Below are 22,482 nucleotides of genomic sequence, written 5' to 3' on the forward strand. Positions count from 1 at the left end.
TATATTTGGCCGCTTTTACCGAATTAATTGGTCAACCAAGATAAAGATAGTAGACTTTTGGCTAACTAATTCGCTGCCAATAACGCAGCGTTACTAAAACTGAGTTTAGTAATGCTGCGCTTTAGGTAAAAAGGTTTAGCCAAGATTTAGTTAAGAGAGTACGCCGCGATTCAAAAAGCTTAGGTTTAATAGCCCACACACATACAAAAAAACCCAATTAGCGGCATACGCTAATTGGGCTTTAAAGTGGGGATCACTGGTTTTGTGTTATAGCTTAAAGCTCATTCCTAAGAATAAACGTGGGCCGTAATCGTTTACTTCACCTAGGTTATCTTCCACAAAGAAGTCTTGTGACTTAGGTGCGCTAAACAAGTTAATGGCTTCAGCTTTAACTCTAAAGTGCTCGTTAATTTTATACGATGCGCGCATTTCCCATACACCTACGGCATCAACATAACGTAAGCGGGTACCATTACTGGTATATGGTTGGAAGTATTCACTACGGTATTTGTAAATAATAGCCGTATCAAAGTCACCAATTTGGTAATACAGTTGGCTACTAAATACATGCTCTGAGAAGCCCGGCACCGAACCAGGTTCAATAATACCGGCAGTTAATTGAGTAGTATTGCCATCTAGGTCGGTAACGTATGTATCGCCATATAAGCTATCTTCAAACTCAAAGTCAGTATCTGCAAAGTTATAGCCAAATTTTACACCAATACCATTATCCCAACGGTACGAGAACGATGCTTCTAAACCCAGTATATCGCTATCATTATCGGTTGTTACCGAATTTGTCACTGGTAATGATACCGTTTCACCGCCAACCACATAGTCTTCAATTACAGTTTGTTGCTGGAAGCCACCTTGGAACTGTTTGTAGTATAGGCTTAGTGCTAAAATAGAATCTTCATTAGGGTACCATTCAAAGGCTAAGTCGTAGTTCCATGACATTAATGGTTGAGTATCAGGGTTACCTGAACCATCTACGGTTAATAAGTCAGAAAGCGATAGCGCAACAGATTGATCGTCTGTTACAAAGTCGCGATCATAGCCTAAATCAGATGGGTCAGCACGTGACATACCACGGTAAATACCCGCACGCAGTAAAATATCTTCACTGTAATCAACTACTAAGTTAAAGCTTGGTAAGTATTTGGTATAGCCACCGCCGCTTTCGGTTCTTTCTAGTGAATCCCCTACATCGAGGGTTACAGCGCCTGTAGTTTCATCTACATCTACAGTGTAATTTGTTCTAAAGCCTACCGAGGTTACATCAGTATCAACTATACGTAGGCCGAAGTTACCACGAATAAACTTACCAAATACTTCGGTGTCGTAGTTTGCCATTAAGTACACTGAGGTGGTTTTTTCAGTAACATCTATGGTACCGGCATTTTCGTACTCAACATCAGGGTAACCAAATTCACCTGTATAATCAGTGTCTGTAGCCGCTACAGCTTGAGAGAAACACACGTTATCGTAGGTCGCCCACGAAGAACCTGTCCCAGAGCTTATTACATTACCGCTACTATCTACATTTGTTACTAAGTTGCCATCCGATACGCTAGATAAAAAGTCAGATTCTGGGAAGTCAATTTGACAGCCTTGAAGTATCTCTAATGCTGAGTCATCGCCTATCGTGTACTCAGTACGAGACCCATTACCTTGGCTACCACCAAACTGTATAAAGCTTAGTTCTGAGGCTCTAATACCCCCTTCAATACTGGTAAATATATCGCCCTCTAACGCGTAGTCAAAATCAATACGCGCCGATTTAACTACGTTTTCGCGAACATTTTCACGGTCTAAACGTGTACGTAAGCTATCTGTAAAGTTAGAAATATCAGTTACATCAAAGTCCGTTAAGGTGAAGTGAGGAATTTCATCGCCCATATCCCAGCTAAACAAATTACGGTCTGCGGTTCTACCACGGTTAGAAATTTGTAGCTCTTCACGCTCAGTTTTTGAATACGCTAAATCAAGATTTACAGTAAGGCGGTCGGTTACCGTGTGCTCAATATTAATACCATAGCCTTGGTAGTTTTCTTCACGTGAGAATTGCTCGCCCGCCGATTCAATACGTTCTTCACCTTCCCAATGTAAAATTCCGCCTACATCGTTAGTAACAAGCGTTGGGCCTGTTAAACCAGGTGTTGCGCGTTTTTGTAAAAAAATTAAATCGTGGCGTGCTTCTCTTTGTATTCTGTCAGAGATTTGTGCATCAAAGTTAACATCCCACTCAGACGACGGCTGGTATTGCATTGCAATAAATACTGCATCACGCTCATCTGAGGTTTCATTTTGACGATAGCTGCGGCTACTGCCTGTCCATGCGTATGGAGTGCCATCGCTTTCGGCTTTGCCTGTTTCTGGGTCGATGTTTGTTTGATAACCTTGATTGTTACTGCCATTTACTTGGTCTTCACAATCACCTGCGCTGCTTCTGTAAAACCCTTCATTCGTATTAGTTGGGTCATTTAAACATGCCCAAAGTGAAGAGCCCGATGGGCTTGAGCTTCTGTACTCTGCTTCTGGTTGGCTAATATCTTGGCGCTGCACACCAAAAGACACACCCACTGCTTGGCCATCGGCAAACTCAAATTGGTCAACATAACTAAACGTACCACGATAGCCTGTATCACTTTGCAGTGAGTTTTCTACATTACTTTCATCTGGGTTGTAATTTAGTTTTACTTCGCCTTGTACGCGTTGTTTGCCGTAATCTAGCGGGGCAATCGTTTCAAGTGCTATCACACCGGCTACGCCACCTTCAATCATTGAAGCATCTTGGGTTTTGTAAATAGCGACCTTTTTTACAAGCTCTGATGGAAACTGTGAAAAGTTAACCGAGCGATCACCACTACCATTAGTAGCTTCACGGCCATTAATATGGGTTGCGCTTAAAAATGGGCCTAAACCACGAATGGTGATTTCGGTAGCGCCCCCGTTTTCACGGTGAGATGCGGCACCGGTAATCGACTCAAGCGCTTCACCAATTGACAGCGCGGGTAAATCGCCAATATCTTCTGCAGATAAACCATCAACAACCGTTGTTGCCTCACGCTTAATTGCAATTTGATCTTGTATGGTTCTACGAGTACCTGTAACGCTGATGATTTCTACATCTTGCTCTACTTCAGTCACTTTTTCTTGGGCTTCTTGCTGAGCAAAAGCATTAAATGACAATGAACCTGCCATACCTGCAAGTAAACTAGCTCTAATTAACTTAGCAGCAGGTGAAAGTGCAAAATGATTACAAACAGAGCTGTTTGTAGAATGTTGACGTCTTCTATCCATTTTTAACGACATGCCGCGTTCTCCTTTATCATTGTGTGTGTTGTGCGTAGTTTGCTATTTTTATAAATATTAATAATGTGCAGTGTGGGCTTATTCATCTTGTGCCACCCATGTAGAGCCTGCACCTACATCAGTGCTTTGGATGTAGTATAAGTTTCTTGCACCTGCTAAGGCTTGTGCTCCATTTGAGTCAGTCTCAAGCAGCGTACTTGTAGCAGTGACAAACTCTGGGATTTCTTTACCATTTGCTTCTGGGTTTTGGTCAATAGCGCCATCGGTGTCGTATTCACCATTGCCATTTAAGTTTCTAATATCAACCCATAGGTCGCTCGCATCGCCCGACTCATAACTGTCACTAAAGCCAAAGCTGTTAGAGAACAGTGATTCAGTATGGTTAATTAGGTCACAGTCGTATTCAAAAGAGTGATCGCTCGACAGCTCGTTAGGGTAAAAGAAACCATAAACAAGCGCGCTGCTTTCAATGGTGTCTTCGTCAGTTTGATCGCCCACCCCATTAGCATTTAAATTACCGTTGAAGTTAATTTCAAATGCATTTTTAGTTAAACCATACAGTACAGGGGCATTTTCTGCGGTAAGCTCATCACAATCTCCAACAGGTGCCTTTGAACCTATTTCTGTGCTAAATACAAATGGTTGCTGTGAGTTAAGTACCGTATTATTAGTCACATTAAGGGTAAAGTCGCCTGCGCCATCAAGCACAGCTTGGTTACCTCCATTTGGCACCCCGCCATCAGCTTGTGAAAATGGGTTAGCGGTAAATACAATACCACCGGCTTCTTTATTACCAGAACGAATACCAGCGATGTAGTTATTGCTTACAGTGTGGCCTAAAGGCGTAACTAGCACGCCGGCAGGACGATCGCTTGAACTTGCAATATCAGTGGTACGAATAATAATGTTGTCTGATACCGTATTAAATCCACCATCTTCAAGCGAAATACCGCCATTAGGATTTAAAATGGTATTGCCTTTAATCGTCGCGCCAGAGGTTTGTACGCGCATTAAACGTCGGCCTGTAACAAAGTTTTCTACTCGGTTATATTGAATAGTAAAGTTTGCATCATCAGCAGAGCCTGTACCTGTTGTACTCCCTGCGTTAATTAAGTGCAGACTAGAGTTACCAAAATTTGGGTTGCTGCTGGTACCTGTGAAAAGGTTATATTGAATAACGTGGTTAGTGCTCGATGAAGACATTTTTATCACCGAACCATTTTCTGCTTTATCGCGGTTGGCAAAGGTATTACGCTCAACCACTGCGGCGTCGCCTTTAAGCATTAACCAATGGTAGGTAGAATTATTTAACGTCTCTGCTTCCCCATCGATAGTATTTTGTGTAAAGGTGAAGTTGTCACCCTCAGAATAAATAACGGCATCTTCTTCGGTTTCACAAAAGCCACCCGATTTAGTATCAATATTTTTAAATGTAAGCCCTTCAATACCCGCGCCATCAACCCCACTGGCTACATGAATACAAAGCTCACCACTAATTACCGGGCTTTGTCCTTCAACAGCTTTAAGTGTTGCTGCGCTGGTTAGCATAATGGCATCAAGATCGGCATATACACCGGTATTTAAACCAAGCACATCGCCATCACCAAGCCCTGCATTAATAGCACCTAATAGCGCATCCGCATCGCTTATCACTTGCGTGTACACTACTGTATCGGCGGCACCGGTAATTGTGCTTGAAAAGCCATCGTTATCGGTATAACTCGCAGTGACCGATATAATCGCGCCAGCTTGATTAGTTGGCGTAAATGTTTTGCTGTTGGTGTCGGCAATTGCTACGCCATCAGCAAGCCAAGTGTAGGTAACGTTTTGCTCATCTACGCCGTTGTTATCGCTAATTTCAGCGGTTAATTCGCTAGTCACTAAATATGGCGTAGCCCCTGAAATGGTGATACTACCCACTTCATCTACAGCCTCTGCAGAAACAGCAATGGTTGCCTCAGAAAGGTTGTCTTCAGTAAAACCGTGATCGTCCGTGTAGGTAACCTGCACGGTAATAAATTGCCCTAATAATGACTCATCTACAACGTAAGTGCTTTGCGTGGCACCACTAATTGCAACCTCATCAGCAAACCATTGGTAAGTAATTGTGCCGCTTGCGCCATCTTCATCTGTTATTTCGGCTGTAAGTGTATTACCCACCGTAGGTGTGCCAACAATAGCCACCGACCCTTCTGAATTTGCACGCTCTACTGGCGCTGTGGCAGTTGATGTAGCTGACTCTGCAAAGCCTCTGTTATCTTCAAATGCTGCATTTACGGTTATAACTTTACCTAGTTGCGATTCGGTAATAGTGTAGGTTGCTAAGGTTTCATCGGCAATTTCAACATCATCTGCAAACCATGTATATGCTACAAGCGCCGGATCAAAACCATTTTCATCCGCTACATTAGCACTTAGTTCATTACCTATAATTGCATCACCGTTAATTTCTACCGTGGCCGCAAAAGGAATAGCTGACACTTCAGCGGTGGGCTCACTTAAATGTGACTCATTAACACCGCTGTCATCTGTATAAAGTGCTTGTGCTGTAATTGCAAAACCAATTTGCTCATCTGTTAATGTAAAAGTTGCGTCATTAGCGCCACTTATCACTTGTCCGTCGGCGTACCAGTAGTAGTTTACTTCGCCAGAAATACCATCGGCATCATTTACGCTGGTCGACAATGTTTCGCCCGTTAACGCTTTGCCTGATAGAGCAATAGAGCCCAATGTGTTGTTATTATTATTTGAATCCGTGTCACAACCTATAATGGCAGCTGCAACAGCACATAATGCAAAATGTTTTAATTTCATCATGGCTCTATTCTCCTTAATTGTGTGGTTTAGTATTTAGCAGGTGTTATGTGTGATTTACCAAATACCCAGTGTGTTATTACCAAATTATTTTGTTTTTACGCTTCATTGTTAACCAACTTGGTAATATAAGCATAATAAAAACACTTTTACCACTATATTCGTTCAAAATTCATCATGTTTTATTAACTGAAAGTTAACTTACGTCTATACCTAATAACGCAGCGTTATTACCAATATTAATTTCGCGAATAGATAAACAAACAACCTTTATGAACAATTGGTTTTACCGAAAGAATTACTCTGTATTAATACGTAGCGCGATAAGCACATAAAGAATGGAGGGTGGAAAATACAGGCGTAAAGCTTTAGCTGTAATAGCCTATAGATATGAATTTTTGATGTGTATATAAAATAATGTAGCCACTGCGTTTAACTCACTATTGTCAGCAGCGGCATACGTTTTATTTAAAAGGCGTAAGAGCACAATAACCGCCCTTTTGTACTTAGGCCTTAGTCAGATTTAATAAACCGTAGAATTAAAGTAAGTCACAGGTTCACTAGAGCCTAAAATAACAGGCACACGCTGATGCAGCTCATCGGGCTGAATATCTAAAATACGCATGCCTTTAGAGGTGGCTATACCGCCTGCGTTTTCAGTGAGCATTGCCAGCGGGTTAGCTTCGTAAAGTAAGCGTATTTTACCGTTTTCATTACCCGCGCGCGTATCTTGCGGGTACATAAATACCCCGCCACGGCATAAAATTCGGTGCACATCGCCAACCATGGCTGCATTATAGCGAATTGAGCTTTTAGCAAATTCTTCTGATGTATACAGTAATTTATCAAAGTAAACTTGTGTTGCTTCATCCCAGTATCGGTAATTTGCCATATTAACCGAGAACTCACGGCTTTTACTCGGTACTGCAAGCTCTGGTTTTGTCAGCAAAAAGCCACCGTGGGTTAAATCGTGTGTATAACAGCGGGTTGGCCCACCTGTACTCATTACTAATAACGACGATGGCCCATACAGCACGTAGCCTGCACAAACCTGGTTAGTACCGGGTTGATTAAATTGCTCATCACTATCGTAGGGCACATCTGCTTTAGCTGGGTAAATGGTAAAAATAGTGCCTATTTGCCCGTTAACATCAATGTTGGATGACCCATCAAGGGGATCAAATGCCACAATATATTTACCATCAGGGTGGGCGCCTACTGCATTATCTTCTTCTTCAGATGCCACTGTTTTTACAAGATCATCATCAATTAAGGTATCTTTTAACAGTTGATTGGCAATGACATCTAACTTTTTTTGCACCTCGCCCTGGATATTTTCGTTAAGGGTAGAGCCTAAAACACCCGCAAGCTCACCTTGGCTTACTCTAAACGCTATTTCTTTTGTGGTTGCTAATAGCGTGCGAATTAACATGATAAGGTCGGTTTCAACCCCATCTTGCTTTAATACTTTATTCAGTCTTTTCATGCGCTATACCTGTTCACACAATTAAGGTCGTCAAAACATTGGATCAGGCGAGCCACCATATGCTGCTCCGACTGACGTAACCACACACGTGGATCATAGTATTTTTTATTGGGTTTATCTTCGCCATCAGGGTTACCAATTTGGCCTTGCAAGTAGCCTTGTTTTTCTTGGTAGTAGTTTAATACCCCGTTCCAACTCGCCCATTGGGTGTCGGTATCAATGTTCATTTTTACCACCCCGTAGGTTAGCGACTCAGCAATTTTACTGTGCTCAGAGCCACTCCCACCGTGAAATACAAAATTAATAGCGTTATGCTCTAAATTAAATTTTTCAGCTACATAGGCTTGCGAGTCGCGTAATATGGTAGGTGTTAATACCACATTGCCAGGCTTGTATACGCCGTGAACGTTACCAAACGAAGCAGCAATGATAAAATTAGGGCTTATTTTACTAAGTCGCTCATAGGCGTAGGCTACATCTTCTGGTTGAGTGTAAAGTGCAGAGCTGTCGAGGTGCGAGTTATCAACCCCGTCTTCTTCTCCGCCGGTACACCCGAGCTCTATTTCAAGTGTCATGCCTATTTTTGCCATGCGCGCTAAATAACGCTCACAAATTTCTATATTTTCTTCCAGTGGCTCTTCTGACAGGTCAATCATGTGCGATGAAAAAAGCGGCTTACCTGTTTGCGCAAAATACTTTTCGCCTTCATCTAATAAACCATCAATCCAGGGCAGTAGTTTTTTTGCTGCGTGATCTGTGTGCAGCATGACAGCAACACCATAGTGTTTCGCCACATTATGCACATACTGTGCAGCACTTATTGCCCCAACAACGGCAGATTGCTGGCCCTCTAGTGCTAAACCTTTACCACAAAAAAACTGTGCTCCCCCATTAGATAGTTGAATAATGACCGGCGACTTCATTTTTTTTGCGGCCTCTAAGGTGGCATTAATTGACGATGTGCTCACCACGTTTACAGCAGGCAATGCATACTGATGCGTTCGTGCGTGTTTATACACTTCGCTTACTTCATCGCCAACAACAACGCCTGGTGCAATGGTGGGGGCTAAATAATTCATTTTTTGCTCCTTGCTATTTTAAAGCCTCGATACAAGAGTCTGTAATGGCTTGCCAATTACCCTGCGTTACCCATTCTTTTTTAGCAACCCAGGTACCGCCTACTGCAAATACATTGTTTAACGACAAGTAATCCATTTTATTTTTTTCGCTTACACCGCCGGTCGGGCAAAAGCTCACTGCACGAAATACAGATGAGACAGCAGAGACAAACGGCGCACCACCAGCAAGTGAAGCAGGAAAGAGTTTTTGCTCTTCAAAACCATACTCAAGTGCCATTAATATATCGCCGGTATTTGATACACCTGGCAATACTGGCACGTTACACTTAACCAGCTCACTTAATAGTGTAGGCGATACAGCGGGAGTAACTATAAAATCTGAGCCTGCTTCTAGCGCTTGCTTTAAAATTGTTTCGTTAATAACGGTGCCTGCGCCCACTTTTAGCTGTGGAACCTGTTCTTTAATGGCTTTAAGCGCATCAATTGATCCATCTGTTCTAAGAACAACTTCTACCAAAGTTAGGCCTGCCTCTACCATTGCTTTAGCAATGTTTACACCTTGCTCTGGCGTGTCTGCTTGAATTATAGGTAGCAGAGTTTGCCCTGCCATTAGTTCAGAAAAGCGAGTCATGCGTTATTTCCCTTATTTTAAATAATCGTGCTACTTAGTGTTATAAATTGAGTAAATTAGCCAGTTAGAGACCTGATTTAGCCATGGCTTCTTGAAAAACATCTTTTGGTGCAATAGCACCGGGTTGCTGAATAACAACGCCGGCAGCCTGCGCGCCCAGTTTAACTGCATCACTTATAGGGCGCCCATCTAAGCGCGCTCCTAAATACACGCCGTTAAAGGCATCGCCTGCGGAGGTTGTATCAACAACGTTTTTAACTGGCGTAATACTGTGGCTTTGCACTGTATTAGCCTCTTTTGTAATGACTGAATCGGGGCCGTTTTTTACTATAATTTCGTTAATGTTGTACGGAGCCAAATAATCAATTACCGCTTCTACACTTTGCACGTTGTAAAGCGTTTCTAAGTCTTCAACGCCGGGTAACGTAATATCGGCTAAGCTAAATGCACTATGGTATTGCGCTTTAGTTTGCTCAACGTTATCCCAAAGTCGCGCACGGTAATTTGGGTCAAATACTATTTTTACACCCGCGGCTTTAAGTTGCTTTACTATGTCCCAAAACTGCGCTCTTGCTTGCTCTTCTATTACGGCTAAAGAAATACCCGAAAAGAAAAACATATCACCCGATGACAGCTGCTTAACAAGCTCAGGGCTGATAAATTCAACCACCTTTTTGGCTGCTGAATCATCACGCCAGTAAATAAAACTGCGCTCACCTTGCTCGTCCGTTTCTATGTAATACATACCTGGGACTTTACTGTTATGAGCAAATACATAATCTGTATTTAATTGCTCACTTGCAAAACGCTCACGCATTTTTTTACTTAAGTTATCCTCCCCTAAAGCGGTAATAACTGAGGTGGTGATTTGTGGGAAACAACGCTTTAAGTAAACAGCCGAATTGTATACGTCACCTGCAAATGACTGATGCAATGTAGAGGGAACAGTCGCTCTTAACTCAATCATGCACTCGCCAATAAAGTAAATATTTTTCATTATTATCACTTACCTTAGGTAGTAAATGGCTGTGAGAAACACAGCCATTGCCAACAAATTAGTTAGGCTTTTTCAATGGTTCAATTTTTGGAATTAAAATCCATACAGCTGCCATTGCAATAATCGCTAAAGACGCGCCTATCACAAACGCCGGTGTATAATTACCATCCGCTGTTAAAATAGGTACCAATGACGTAAGGCCTACAGCACCTAATTTTGCGGCCATGCCAGAGAAGCCCGACAACGTACCTACCGCTTTTTTACCCAGTAAGTCGCTTGGTAAGGTTTGCACGTTACCAATGGCGGTTTGAAAACCAAATAAAATAACAGCCATAATAAGTACCGCAATTACCGGCTCGCCTGGGTTTGCCATTGCAAGCAGCGCCGGCAACATAATTAAACACCCTAATGTGATGGTCAGCTTACGTGTTTTATCGGTATTCCAACCTGCTTTGAGGCGGTTTTGGGCAAGTAAGCCACCAAACCAAGCACCAAACATAGCGCCTACATACGGAACCCAGCCATAAATACCAATCGCTTTAACATCCATGCCATACACTTCGTTTAAGTAAATTGGTATCCAAAAAACGAATAACCACCAAATAGGGTCGATAGCTGCAGAGGCTATAATTACGCCCCAGCTTTGCTTACGAGAGAGTAACTCGCCTGTAGAAGGGTTATATTCTTCTTCGTCATCGCTTGTTACATCACCGTTATCATCAACGCGTCTTTGTCCGGTAAGAATGTACTCACGCTCTTCTTCACTTATCCAAGGGTGAGAGCCTGGAGGCGCTTTTACCAATATAATCCAAGGAACTAACCATAAAAAACCTAAGGCACCAACAAATACAAACACCATTTGCCAGCTAAAATACACGGTTAAATAAGCAATAAGCGGGATAGCAATAATGCCACCAATGGCTGCGCCAGAATTAAATATACCTTGCGCTAAAGCACGCTCTTTAATTGGAAACCACTCGGCATTACCTTTAGCTGCACCGGGCCAGTTACCAGCTTCGGCTACACCTAAAATTGCACGGAAAATACTTAAACTAAGCACCCCTTGTGCAAAAGCATGGGCAACAGTGGCTAATGACCACACACCAATTGAAAGCACAAAACCTAAACGCGTGCCAACCCAGTCAAAAATTTTGCCAAAAATAGCTTGGCCAAATGCATAAGCAAATACGAATACTATAGAAATATTAGCGTAAATTTGTTTACGCTCTAAAGCAGATTCATCAGGGAACATTTCTTCCACAATGTCTGGCCATAAAACGCTAAGCGCTTGACGGTCTATGTAGTTAATAATGGTAGCAAGTGCAATTAGCACTATAACCCACCAGCGTAAGCCTTGAATTTTCATAGGTTATTCCTCAAGAAAGTCTTCGCGAGCTGGGCTAAAGGTATCAATCAGTATACCGCCAGTTGGGCACGTTGCACCGTGATCAGCAAAAGGAGGAATAAAACAGCTATCACCCGCTTTTAAGATTTTAGTTACGCCATCAATGTTAAAGTGAAACTCACCCTCAACCACATACGTTACTTGCGAGTGCCTGTGCGCATGGTTATAACCAATAGCCCCTTCTGAGAACCAAATTTTCACGGCCATTAGCTCTTCGTTATAGCCAAGCATTTGGCGTTTTAAGCCATTACCTAAATCTTCAATCTCGGTTTCGTTACCAAATGAAAAGTGTGCACTTTGCTTTTGCATCCTGTTTACTCCTGATTATTCTTCATCGCATAAACGCCAAGGCGGCCATTTAAGGTGAATGCTTTATTTTGATATGTGAATGTGTGTTTAGCTGCTTTATCGGCTTTGTTGATAGCAACCAAATAGGTATTATTTTTTACTTTAACTTCAATTAGGTCTAAGTGCTCTTGCGCGTCATACTTAAGTGACGATACACGGCTAACAGCCTCTAGGGTATATTCTTTACTTGGGTTGTATTCACCGTGAGGCTCAAGTACTGAAATAAATTTATGCTGTTTTTTACCTTCTACACGGCGAATGTAGCCATTTTCGTTACGAAGATTAAAGTGTGGATCGTTTGCCCCTATTTGCGTAAATAAGAAAGACTCATCCCCTTTTACTAGGCTTGTTTGTGTATAAAAACGGCCGTTGTCGTTTAACCACGTTACCTTTGCTAGGCCTTCATCTGGTTGCGCCTGTGCTTTTAACCATAAATGTTGATAGCCATTTTTATCACCCAGCGCAGCTAAGCTTTTGGTGTTACCAAGTAACTCAAAGCTGGTATCAATTAATTGGCCTTTGTAATGCAGTGGTAAATCAATTTTATGGGAGGAATCTGCAGTCACATTAAAAATATCAACTGCAAGCGTGCTTTCAAGCATAGGTAAATTAATTAATGCTAAGGTGCGTTCAAGCTCAACACCTTTGTAAGCGGTGCTTATTTGCCCACTTGACACCGTTCCGTATTGGTTTGTTTCAAAGAAATTAAGCGTAGGATGATTGTTATTACCCACTTTAACATTTGCATTAAAATGCGAGGTTTCATCAATCACAACCGTATTGTGTGCCACGGTATGTTTTGCGTAAGTTTCGTTTTCTGGTAGGTAACGGCCGCCGTATTTAGCCTCAACATTTAAAAAACGTGCAGCGCCATAATCAGACACAATTTCATTGCCATGATCGTAAAACTGCCAAGTTAATTTATCAAAATGTCCATGCCCTAAACCCTGTGCGGCAGGTTTAAATAAAAGTGCTTGGTCGCCACCAGTTTGCGTACGCATTACTACCAACGCCCCTTGCTCGCCATCGTTACCATCGCCAAACGCTACCGATTTAAATTCATAAGGGGTTTGCTTATTTTTATCCAGTGCTTGAGCCACTTTTAGGCCATCGCCAGATAGTATTATTTGATTTTGCTTTTTAGCTATATCTAAGTAACCAGTATCGTGTGTTAAACCATAAGCGGCTGTTACACCGTGTACCAGCTCTATTGTGTCTATACCTTTACTTTTAATTGCATCGTTTATCGGGAAAAACAAACCGTTATAGCTTAGCTGAATAGTAGTATCAATGGCTTTAAGTAATATGCCATCGCGATATTCAAAAATGTCTCGCTGCGGTTCGTTGTTTTCAATTGCTTTAGCAAAGGTAACAAACGGAAGTAGTGCAAAGCGTTGATAATAAGGACCTTCGTTGTAATAGCCCTGTGGCGAAAACAGCATGTCTAGCTGCTTAATAAAGCCACCCTCGCCCGATTTATCTAAATCGTAAAGAGACTTTTCGACCCACTCAGGTTCATCTAACACATACCCTGCCATGCCTACACCGGCTGTAGCCCACGTACCATGGTTATGTACCTTGTTAAAGGTTGATGGCTGGCCTTGTGATAAAAATAACGATACTGGGCGCAGTAAGTCATTTTCGATGGTTTTAATATTAGCGGCGCTTAACGCATCATGCACTAAATCGTATGCTTGAATGGTATAAACCAGCCACATGGCCTCATTAAGGCTTTGCCAAAATAGTTTACCTGGGTTTTGCGACTTAACTTTGCGCTTAGGGTGTACATCAAGTGTTGGGTATAATTTGGCATACTCAAGCAACATATCACGTACGTAATGAGCGTATTTATCATCTTGGCTTAGCTGATAAATAACACCGGCGTTATACATAAGCTGATAATTTTTTTTGTGTCGTTCGTGGGTATACCCTCCCCCACCGTCTTTTGGTACAGGCACTGTTATAGGGCTTTTAATTTGCTCATCCACTTGTGCTTTAAGCGCTGCAAATGCGGTGGCAAACTTACCCTGTTCATTGTTGCTAATTGCTTGGCGCATTTGCTGTACATCATCATTGGTTATTACCAAATTTGGATGCGCTGCGTAGGCGTTTATCGATAAAACTAAGGCACTTACAGTAACACCCAGCGTTTTAAATAATGACTTATTTGGGGTTAAATTCATCATTGTTAGTTCACCTTATTTAAAACGTTGTTATTTTTAATCGTTGCCGTGTGCGGGCCCGCTACACGTAACTCTTTTACGCTTGGCGCTTGAGATGCATCAAAGGTGTTATCTGTAATGGCTGTTATTGGCTCACCAACCGTGTGCTCAATTTTAATCGGTGCCGATTTTTCAAATACGTTGCTTACAATATTTGTGACTTGTACACCGTGCGCATACACACTCGCTTGCGCCTTGTTGCGCTTACCTAAACCTACTTTAGTTAGGGTGTTATTGGTCATTAATAAATGCGGACCAAAGGTGCTTTCATCACTTCCACCTCGGTATAACTTAACGACTCCACCGGCTACCTCATTAAAGGTATTGCTTTTAAGTGTTACATACTCTGCGTTATAAATACCTAAGTCTTCTATTTCGGTATCAAGACGTAAAATATCGCCAGTTACATTTTTAAAGGTGTTATTTACTAACGTGATTTCATCTGCCATCGCCCCTTTACCCGTTACAAAAAAGTGAAATGAGTGATTAATATCAAGATTAGTTAATTGTGAGTTGTGTATTTCAAAGCGGTAGTTATCAACCATGCCCCACTTTTTAGTACGTACCACACTATTATTAATGGCATCAGGTGCGTTTTCACCCGAGATAACTAAACCATCTAGCTTTAAGCTACCGCCATCATGAATTTCGAATAAGGTGGAGCGTTGGTAGGTCAGCTTAGCTTTGCCAGTATGTTTAGCCTTGAGGGTAAGCACTTTTGTAATTTTAACGAGTTTAGATACATCGTATTGTCCATCTGCAAGCTCTAATACATCACCCGTTTGGGCTGCATTGATTGCGTTAAGTAAGGCATCTGCAGTTGCTTTAACCTGGTGAGTTTTACCCGTATCAAATGCCACAACTTGCTCTGTTTTTGGATACCAGCTAACGCCGGTATCGGCCTTTTTTAGCACCTTTAAACCGCGTTTAGCACCTGCACTAATTTTGCTTGATTCAGGATACAGTAAACCGTTACTAGCTCTGGTTAGTGTTACATTTTGCTGTTTAACACCGTAATTTAACTCTTTTAATACCTGGGTATTAGCTACATTTTCACTAAATTTAATACCGCTTACATCATCAAAGGTTGTAAAAGGCTGCTCGCCATTTTGATTAATAATAAGGTTATTTATCATTACGCTATTAATTGGTGCAGCGCTACGCTCGCTATCGCTACCTGCGCCAAGTTGTATATGACGCACATTTACATAGGTATTGTTTTCAATTGTCGCGTTTTCTACCTGATGGTAGCGATTTATTGGTGAGTTAGGTACGCCGTTCATAACCGTAAAACCACTGCCAAAACGGTAGCCTGTTAAACCTTCTAAGTAGTTATTTTTTACTGTTTGGTTTTTATTAATGATGCGAATGCCACCTGTGTGATCTACACCGTTACCAAAAAAAACGTTCTCTTGTATAATATTGCCATTACCATGGCGCAACGTTAGTGTGCCGCGAGACTCAAAAAACACATTATTGCGGATTTGGTTTTTCCCTGATTTAACCGAGATTATTTCTACTTCGCCGTTAGTACGTTCAAAGTAGTTGTTTTCAACTACGGTAAATGAATCACTTAATGAATAGTGGCTAGTACCAATGCGCAGTGTTTCACCGCCGTTAGATCCAAAAGTAGGACGATAGCCAAAGAAGTTATGATCAATTTGATGGTGGTTTTGTTGGCTTTGCTCACTATTAAGCCTTACAGCAACCGTAACGCCTTTGTTACGTTTACCTACTAAGTGGCTGTGATCAAAACGATTGTGTTTACCATATAGAGCCACCCAATAGTCTGATTCTCGTTTATCGGGGTTATTGTAGTTATCGATAACGACTTGTGTTACGCGGGAGTGAGTAGCAAGCTCATCTTTATTTTTACGAAATTCAATAACGGCTGAGCTAGGCGTATAACCATTTTTAAATACAAGTCCTGACACTTCTAAATACGAACCCGCCAGTCTTAAATTAGATTGCCCTGATAAAATAACGTTACCCTTGGTTTGCGCTGTAAGCTTTATAGGGGCGTTTTTGGTTCCTTGGCCTTGTAATAAAATTTCGAAATTAGACCACGTACCGTCTTTGAGAGTTATTTTATCGCCGGCAACGAGTTTGTCAGAGATTTCTTGAAAAGCTTGTTTAGTGTCTACAAAATAATCTTTGGCTGCCAATTGTGTGGATGTGCACCCAATAAGAACTAGGCTAAGCTTTATTATATTAATTAAACGCATAGATAACTCTTTTTCAGTGTGACCGGAAGTAATGCCTTATCAATAGTAATGCTGCACTCATTGCACAAAGCAGGTTAAATCTAGCCAATTGATGTTGTGTGTGTTTTGGTGCTTTAACTACGTTAAAGCACCCAATGTTGTCGGTATTACTTTTCTAGAGTTTTAAAGTAATCAAAAATTTCTGGTACGTTGCCTTGCCCCATACCTGCATCAAATGCCGCTTGTAAGTTAGCAGATGACCCTTCAGCAATTTTTGATTCAGTCCCAAGGTCTGAAACCATTTGTAGGAAGTAGCCTAAATCTTTGTTTGCATTGGCAATTGAAAAACCAAGGTCGCTTACATTGTCTACCGCGTAGTTTTTACAAAATTGCATAAATGGAGAGCTAGAAGGCCCTGTCGACATAATGTCAAATAGTTGCTGGCGGTCTACACCCGCTTTGTCTGCTACAGCAAACGCTTGTGACATAGCACATACCGTGGTCATACCCATAAAGTTATTGATTAACTTAGTTGTATGCCCTGCGCCTAGCTCACCTAGGTGAAATACGTTTTCGCCTTGATCTTCAAGTACAGGTTTAACTTTATTGAAGGTGTCAATATCGCCCGCTGCCATAATATTTAATAGGCCGTCTTTAGCATGGGCTGGAGTACGCCCTAGTGGTGCGTCAATCATGCCTGCGCCTTTAGCGGCTAGATCAGCACCAATTTTTTTAGTAGATGAAGGAATTGATGTACCAAAATCAATTAATACCGCGCCTTCTTTAATACCCGCTAAAATGCCATCTTCTGCGTACACAATTTTTTCAACAACTGCTGATGTTGTTAAACAAAACATAATTATGTCTGCACCTTGTGCAAGCTCTTTTGCAGTGCTTGCTGTTTTTGCACCTCTGCTAACGCATGCAGCAACCGCATCTTTGTTTAAATCCATAACAATAAGCTCATAGCCTTTGTTCTGTAAGTTTTCGGCCATATTGCCGCCCATTAAGCCAAGGCCGATAAAACCGATTACTGGTTTAGACATGAATAACTCCTAAATATGATGGCGCGTGCTTTTATGAGTACGAGTAATGATTTACCCCATAAATAGATACGCTGTGTCGTTTAATTCAATTTGCTAAAGTAACCCTGAGCATGTTCGTTTGAATAGGTAACCCGCCGCGTTATTACCATTTGAGCGAATAAAAACAGAGTGATTACACGCTGTATATTGTTGACCGGTTACGTATTTATTTCGTTATGCTTAGCATTGCTTTGATTATTTATTAATACCTTGGAGAAGCTAAAACCAAGCAACTTACCAATTGGTATGTAAAAACTGTATTACCATACACCAACCTTGTCAACCAATAAGTTAACTTTGTAAACCAAGGTAATTTACAATTTATTTTAAATCAACAAAATAACAATAATAAACAATTAGTTATAGGTAGTATGGAAATCAAATTAATTCAACGCACTTTTCCCTTCTTTGGTTAGAGCTTAATAAAAAATAGGTTGACCAATAAGTGCAACAACTTTATAAACTCGTATAAATAGCGTGGCTATAATTACATTGTGCACTAACCCATTGTTGGTAATACCACTAATTTAGTGTGCTAATATTATGGCAATGCGTGGTTGTAAATGCCTAGCCTTGCCCACATTTAGCTTAAATTGCCCGAACTCAGGTTAAGAAGTTTACTTACGTATTAAATCGTACTGATATTTTAATTTATTTCACAAGCCGAGGTTTTCAGTGAAGGCAAAGCCACTTGCGCGGCAATAGCTAGGCTTATTGCAAGTAAATTTGACGCAATGAGTGCGCAAATAGCTGGTTAATATAAACTTATTGTTCACAGTTGAGGTAAAATAAGCCCCTAGGTATATGGCAGGCTCTGGCCTTTGCAATGCGGTTATGGATACCCCATAAAGACGCTATGCTCCACACCTATTTAAATTTAAACTCACAGAGGTAACCTAAATGCGTTTATTACACACAATGTTGCGTGTAGCCGACTTAGAAAAGTCACTTTCTTTTTATACACAGATTTTAGGAATGAAAGAATTACGCCGTTCTGACAACGAAGAGTATCGTTATACATTAGCTTTTGTAGGGTATGGTGAAGAGGATAGTAATACTGTGTTAGAGCTTACTTATAATTGGGATGAGAATAGCTACGATCTTGGTAATGCATATGGCCATATAGCTATTGAATTTGACGATATATACAAGGCATGTGACGACATAAAGGCCGCTGGTGGAAACGTCAGTCGAGAACCGGGGCCAGTAAAAGGCGGCACAACAGAAATTGCTTTTGTGAAAGACCCTGATGGCTATTCAATTGAGCTTATTCAGAAAAAGAAGAACAAAGCTCACTAGGCAATAAAATTTATCAAAAAGGTGCCTAGTCGCACCTTTACCTTAGTTGGCTATCTTTACTTGCTCGGCGGTTTACGCCAGCAACGCCTTTGCCTTTAGCCTCAAGCTCGCTTTGACACGCCACACAGTGCCTAACACCTGGCAGCGCTAACCTGCGTGCCTGTGGTATTTCACAATCACACTCATCACAGAATTCAGCACTCGCGCCTGAGATTAAATTTTGCCTTGCATATTGCACTGCGTCATTAACACTTGCATCGATTTGATCTTGAATTGCGCCATCACGCGCCCAACCACTTGCCATAATTAACTCCTAATAATGAGAAATTAAACTAAAAGGCTAGCAGCACAGCGCTTTATAAATGCTGAATATTTTGTATTGGCTTTATTGAGTAAGCTATTTAAAGGATGAATAAATATGGTTAAGAGTAATTTGTAATTTAGTTGTGCTATCCATTTTATCTACACATGCAGTTATAAGTATGTATTTTTAACGCAGCTAGCAAAAATATTTATCACTGTAAATGAATAATTATTATTGCGGATCGGTCTTGAAAGCCAAAGAAGTTATACGTAGGTGATTATTAATTAAATAGATAGGTTTTTAGATATTGAAGAAAATTAAAAGTGTAAAACTAAAATTTTAACGGATAAACGGTAGAAATTAATGCGCTGGATAGCGCTGAGGAAGCTATAGCTTTATACACTACTAAAATAGTAAGTGGCGTCTCAATAGATTAGTACTCTTGATAACGTCGTGCATAGAGAGTGCGGTGTCACACTGCTTTATACATCACCTAAAATAGTAAGTGGCGTCCCCAAGGGGATTCGAACCCCTGTTACCGCCGTGAAAGGGCGGTGTCCTAGGCCTCTAGACGATGGGGACGCAGAAATTGCTTTGCAAATCACTGATTTGCTATTTCTAAGTAAGATGAGACCGAGCCTGCGAGGCGAATGGCATTATCTTCTCAAAAACGTTTTCTGTGTCACTAGGACAACTGAATGGTTTGACTCGTTTCAGGCGAGTTTTATTAATAACACTACCCTACTATAAATAGTAAGTGGCGTCCCCAAGGGGATTCGAACCCCTGTTACCGCCGTGAAAGGGCGGTGTCCTAGGCCTCTAGACGATGGGGACACTAAAAAGTGTCACTAGGACAACTGAATGGTTTGACTCGTTTCAGACGAGTTTTATTAACAACACTACCTTACTATAAATAGTAAGTGGCGTCCCCAAGGGGATTCGAACCCCTGTTACCGCCGTGAAAGGGCGGTGTCCTAGGCCTCTAGACGATGGGGACACTAAAAAGTGTCACTAGGACAATTGATAAGTTTAACTCATATCATGAGGTGCTAAGGTAATACGTTTAATACACATAAAGACTCGAGCTTTAAGTGTTACGCTATTCTCTTGGTAAAACCACGCCTAACTATTTGTTAGATGGCGTCCCCAAGGGGATTCGAACCCCTGTTACCGCCGTGAAAGGGCGGTGTCCTAGGCCTCTAGACGATGGGGACACAGAAAACTGCTACCCTAGGACATGCACAAAGATTTGGTGGAGCTATGCGGGATCGAACCGCAGACCTCTTCGCTGCCAGCGAAGCGCTCTCCCAGCTGAGCTATAGCCCCAAACCTTTTAATACCTAACGTGTTTAACACGTTGTGTATCGCTGAGTGCGGGGCGCATTCTATGCACCCCCCAAAATAAAGTCAACAGTTTTTTATGCCACTTTATTTAAATGGTTTAATTTTCAACAAACTGGCTATCAGACATGCAAAAAAATACAATTTCGACAAAATTTGGCCTGTACTTCATCTCACAGTACTATAAACAGGTTAATTATCTATTTATACCTCGTTGATGAAGTAATAATGTTTAACATAAAAGGTATACATTTATATGCAAATTGAGTTGGGGTTAAAAAAGTACTAAAACCAAGGCTAAACCCCGCATTTAAGTGTGTTATTAAAATGCGAGGGCTCTATTCGATAACCTTATTATTAAATGCTCAACCCTTCCCTTTTTAAGTTGCTTGTACACACATATAAAAATTGAAGTGAATTAGGCCGTCGTTAAAAGTGCTAGCAAGTAATTCGTGCTGTTTTTAAACACTATGTTCCAGTTTGGGTAATAGGCTCTTTTTTGTTGTCATTGTGCCAAAACCCATGGCGTTAATTAAAGTTTATTCGCACTAATGGCAATACAGATAACTGCTTATGCCCTTTAACGTGTTCGTACCTTTTAAAAAGTACCGTATACCAGTTCAATAATTTAAAACCTTATATAGTCATCAATCTTCTTTTTGATAAAACGTCACGCTTACTGTATCAATTTCAACATCGCCTTTTATTAGCTTATTTAAGCAATGCTTTTTATTGTAAGTAAAAATAAGGCAGTCACTTAGTTCAGATTCAGCTGTTAATTTACCCTAACAACTTAAATTTGATGATAAAGTAAACGCCAACCACCCTACACTGTTTATAAAACCTTCATTCAGCACATTTTTATCATTCAAGTGTTGACACATTTGCAACTCTATCTATAATAGCGCCCCACAACAACGCAGCAATGTAATGTTGTTTAGATGTGGGTGATTAGCTCAGTTGGGAGAGCATCGCCCTTACAAGGCGAGGGTCACTGGTTCAAGTCCAGTATCACCCACCACTTTATTAAGTGTACACATCTAAAATTCTATATGAGTTGTTAGCTCAGTTACAAAAGAGAGCGTCACTGCTTTAAGTAAAAGAAGGTGAGGTTCACTGGTTAAAGTCCAGTACTATTATTTAATAGTAGCGTTTTAATTTATATGTGGGTGATTAGCTCAGTTGGGAGAGCATCGCCCTTACAAGGCGAGGGTCACTGGTTCAAGTCCAGTATCACCCACCACATATAAATCTATTATTATATTAATAGTCGCGTTTTAAAATTGTAATATGGGTCGTTAGCTCAGTTGGGAGAGCATCGCCCTTACAAGGCGAGGGTCACTGGTTCAAGTCCAGTACGACCCACCATTCTTAGAATGGTGCATATTACACAAATCTAAATGGGTCATTACTCAGCTAGAAAAAGAGAGCATTACCGCTACTTCCAAGTAACGGCGAGGTTCACTGGTTAAAGTCCAGTACTATTTATTTAATAGTAGCGTTTTAATTTATATGTGGGTGATTAGCTCAGTTGGGAGAGCATCGCCCTTACAAGGCGAGGGTCACTGGTTCAAGTCCAGTATCACCCACCACATATAAAGCCTATTATTATATTAATAGTCGCGTTTTAAAATTTAATATGGGTCGTTAGCTCAGTTGGGAGAGCATCGCCCTTACAAGGCGAGGGTCACTGGTTCAAGTCCAGTACGACCCACCATTCTTAGAATGGTGCATATTAAATATATAATTTGGGTGATTAGCTCAGTTGGGAGAGCATCGCCCTTACAAGGCGAGGGTCACTGGTTCAAGTCCAGTATCACCCACCAAATTATGCTAAACGTTAAATTTATAAAGTCATACCTATTATATGTGGGTGATTAGCTCAGTTGGGAGAGCATCGCCCTTACAAGGCGAGGGTCACTGGTTCAAGTCCAGTATCACCCACCACATAT

13 protein-coding genes and 12 tRNA genes are annotated in these 22,482 nt (G+C 41.2%); 8 read left to right on the forward strand and 17 right to left on the reverse strand.

The annotated features are described in order from the left end of the window. Positions 1 to 267: 267 nt before the first annotated feature. From PSH54_RS14160 to PSH54_RS14210, 11 genes are all read right to left on the reverse strand, one after another. Positions 268 to 3,315: a TonB-dependent receptor gene (locus PSH54_RS14160; protein ID WP_273606395.1), complete on the reverse strand. Its 3,048-nt coding sequence runs from the start codon at positions 3,313 to 3,315 to the stop codon at positions 268 to 270. A gap of 78 nt (positions 3,316 to 3,393) precedes the next feature. Next, the gene (locus PSH54_RS14165; protein WP_273606404.1) at positions 3,394 to 6,129 is read right to left on the reverse strand and encodes a poly(beta-D-mannuronate) lyase; all 2,736 of its coding nucleotides are present in this window, start codon (positions 6,127 to 6,129) and stop codon (positions 3,394 to 3,396) included. A gap of 523 nt (positions 6,130 to 6,652) precedes the next feature. Next, the gene (locus tag PSH54_RS14170; RefSeq protein WP_029772406.1) at positions 6,653 to 7,615 is read right to left on the reverse strand and encodes a class 1 fructose-bisphosphatase; all 963 of its coding nucleotides are present in this window, start codon (positions 7,613 to 7,615) and stop codon (positions 6,653 to 6,655) included. Further along, positions 7,612 to 8,694, reverse strand: a complete 1,083-nt coding sequence (gene fbaA, locus PSH54_RS14175) for a class II fructose-bisphosphate aldolase (RefSeq protein WP_024034154.1) — start codon at positions 8,692 to 8,694, stop codon at positions 7,612 to 7,614. The genes PSH54_RS14170 and fbaA overlap by 4 nt, the downstream gene beginning before the upstream one ends. Before the next feature lie 13 nt (positions 8,695 to 8,707). Further along, positions 8,708 to 9,325: a bifunctional 4-hydroxy-2-oxoglutarate aldolase/2-dehydro-3-deoxy-phosphogluconate aldolase gene (gene eda / locus PSH54_RS14180; protein ID WP_273606396.1), complete on the reverse strand. Its 618-nt coding sequence runs from the start codon at positions 9,323 to 9,325 to the stop codon at positions 8,708 to 8,710. A gap of 64 nt (positions 9,326 to 9,389) precedes the next feature. Next, positions 9,390 to 10,322 (reverse strand): sugar kinase, encoded by a 933-nt coding sequence (locus PSH54_RS14185; RefSeq protein ID WP_273606397.1) that lies wholly within the window; start codon positions 10,320 to 10,322, stop codon positions 9,390 to 9,392. 58 nt (positions 10,323 to 10,380) lie between these two features. After that, complete coding sequence (locus PSH54_RS14190; RefSeq protein ID WP_273606398.1) at positions 10,381 to 11,688, reverse strand: MFS transporter; 1,308 nt, start codon at positions 11,686 to 11,688, stop codon at positions 10,381 to 10,383. A gap of 3 nt (positions 11,689 to 11,691) precedes the next feature. After that, entirely contained in the window at positions 11,692 to 12,036 is a 345-nt protein-coding gene (locus PSH54_RS14195) for a cupin domain-containing protein (protein ID WP_004589273.1), read from the reverse strand. Positions 12,037 to 12,041: 5 nt separating this feature from the next. Then, entirely contained in the window at positions 12,042 to 14,261 is a 2,220-nt protein-coding gene (locus tag PSH54_RS14200; protein WP_443197774.1) for a heparinase II/III domain-containing protein, read from the reverse strand. 2 nt (positions 14,262 to 14,263) lie between these two features. Then, entirely contained in the window at positions 14,264 to 16,522 is a 2,259-nt protein-coding gene (locus PSH54_RS14205; protein WP_273606399.1) for a chondroitinase-B domain-containing protein, read from the reverse strand. 146 nt (positions 16,523 to 16,668) lie between these two features. Then, the gene (locus PSH54_RS14210) at positions 16,669 to 17,547 is read right to left on the reverse strand and encodes an NAD(P)-dependent oxidoreductase (protein ID WP_024034160.1); all 879 of its coding nucleotides are present in this window, start codon (positions 17,545 to 17,547) and stop codon (positions 16,669 to 16,671) included. Positions 17,548 to 18,486: 939 nt separating this feature from the next. Between PSH54_RS14210 and gloA the strand changes: the two genes are divergently transcribed. Next, positions 18,487 to 18,885 (forward strand): lactoylglutathione lyase, encoded by a 399-nt coding sequence (gene gloA / locus PSH54_RS14215; RefSeq protein WP_004589277.1) that lies wholly within the window; start codon positions 18,487 to 18,489, stop codon positions 18,883 to 18,885. 37 nt (positions 18,886 to 18,922) lie between these two features. On the opposite strand, the gene PSH54_RS14220 is transcribed toward gloA, so the two are convergent. From PSH54_RS14220 to PSH54_RS14245, 6 genes are all read right to left on the reverse strand, one after another. Then, positions 18,923 to 19,189, reverse strand: coding sequence for a DksA/TraR family C4-type zinc finger protein (locus tag PSH54_RS14220; protein ID WP_024034161.1), 267 nt, complete (start codon positions 19,187 to 19,189; stop codon positions 18,923 to 18,925). 506 nt (positions 19,190 to 19,695) lie between these two features. Next, a tRNA-Glu gene (locus PSH54_RS14225) sits at positions 19,696 to 19,771 on the reverse strand. A gap of 176 nt (positions 19,772 to 19,947) precedes the next feature. Next, a tRNA-Glu gene (locus tag PSH54_RS14230) sits at positions 19,948 to 20,023 on the reverse strand. Positions 20,024 to 20,110: 87 nt separating this feature from the next. Next, a tRNA-Glu gene (locus PSH54_RS14235) sits at positions 20,111 to 20,186 on the reverse strand. Between the two features lie 141 nt (positions 20,187 to 20,327). After that, positions 20,328 to 20,403 (reverse strand) — tRNA-Glu (locus PSH54_RS14240). Positions 20,404 to 20,439: 36 nt separating this feature from the next. Further along, a tRNA-Ala gene (locus tag PSH54_RS14245) sits at positions 20,440 to 20,515 on the reverse strand. A gap of 960 nt (positions 20,516 to 21,475) precedes the next feature. On the opposite strand from PSH54_RS14245, the gene PSH54_RS14250 reads away from it, so the two are divergent. The 7 genes from PSH54_RS14250 to PSH54_RS14280 all read left to right on the forward strand — a co-directional run bounded on the left by PSH54_RS14250 (position 21,476) and on the right by PSH54_RS14280 (position 22,477). Beyond that, positions 21,476 to 21,551 (forward strand) — tRNA-Val (locus PSH54_RS14250). A 146-nt stretch (positions 21,552 to 21,697) separates the two neighbouring features. Next, positions 21,698 to 21,773 (forward strand) — tRNA-Val (locus PSH54_RS14255). A 49-nt stretch (positions 21,774 to 21,822) separates the two neighbouring features. Next, a tRNA-Val gene (locus PSH54_RS14260) sits at positions 21,823 to 21,898 on the forward strand. A 148-nt stretch (positions 21,899 to 22,046) separates the two neighbouring features. Next, positions 22,047 to 22,122 (forward strand) — tRNA-Val (locus tag PSH54_RS14265). Between the two features lie 49 nt (positions 22,123 to 22,171). Further along, positions 22,172 to 22,247, forward strand: a tRNA-Val gene (locus PSH54_RS14270). 33 nt (positions 22,248 to 22,280) lie between these two features. Continuing rightward, positions 22,281 to 22,356: transfer RNA gene (locus PSH54_RS14275), tRNA-Val, on the forward strand. A gap of 45 nt (positions 22,357 to 22,401) precedes the next feature. After that, a tRNA-Val gene (locus tag PSH54_RS14280) sits at positions 22,402 to 22,477 on the forward strand. The last annotated feature ends 5 nt before the right edge of the window (positions 22,478 to 22,482 follow it).

It is taken from the genome of Pseudoalteromonas sp. Angola-30 (assembly GCF_028599215.1).
In the GTDB taxonomy this organism is placed as follows: domain Bacteria; phylum Pseudomonadota; class Gammaproteobacteria; order Enterobacterales; family Alteromonadaceae; genus Pseudoalteromonas; species Pseudoalteromonas atlantica.

Coding starts and splice junctions, on each gene's coding strand:
- PSH54_RS14165 (WP_273606404.1), bottom strand. CDS start 6,129: ATGAAATTAAAACATTTTGCATTATGTGCTGTTGCAGCTGCCATTATA.
- eda (WP_273606396.1), bottom strand. CDS start 9,325: ATGACTCGCTTTTCTGAACTAATGGCAGGGCAAACTCTGCTACCTATA.
- PSH54_RS14200 (WP_443197774.1), bottom strand. CDS start 14,261: ATGATGAATTTAACCCCAAATAAGTCATTATTTAAAACGCTGGGTGTT.
- fbaA (WP_024034154.1), bottom strand. CDS start 8,694: ATGAATTATTTAGCCCCCACCATTGCACCAGGCGTTGTTGTTGGCGAT.
- PSH54_RS14190 (WP_273606398.1), bottom strand. CDS start 11,688: ATGAAAATTCAAGGCTTACGCTGGTGGGTTATAGTGCTAATTGCACTT.
- PSH54_RS14220 (WP_024034161.1), bottom strand. CDS start 19,189: ATGGCAAGTGGTTGGGCGCGTGATGGCGCAATTCAAGATCAAATCGAT.
- PSH54_RS14195 (WP_004589273.1), bottom strand. CDS start 12,036: ATGCAAAAGCAAAGTGCACACTTTTCATTTGGTAACGAAACCGAGATT.
- PSH54_RS14170 (WP_029772406.1), bottom strand. CDS start 7,615: ATGAAAAGACTGAATAAAGTATTAAAGCAAGATGGGGTTGAAACCGAC.
- PSH54_RS14185 (WP_273606397.1), bottom strand. CDS start 10,322: ATGAAAAATATTTACTTTATTGGCGAGTGCATGATTGAGTTAAGAGCG.
- PSH54_RS14205 (WP_273606399.1), bottom strand. CDS start 16,522: ATGCGTTTAATTAATATAATAAAGCTTAGCCTAGTTCTTATTGGGTGC.
- PSH54_RS14160 (WP_273606395.1), bottom strand. CDS start 3,315: ATGTCGTTAAAAATGGATAGAAGACGTCAACATTCTACAAACAGCTCT.
- PSH54_RS14210 (WP_024034160.1), bottom strand. CDS start 17,547: ATGTCTAAACCAGTAATCGGTTTTATCGGCCTTGGCTTAATGGGCGGC.
- gloA (WP_004589277.1), top strand. CDS start 18,487: ATGCGTTTATTACACACAATGTTGCGTGTAGCCGACTTAGAAAAGTCA.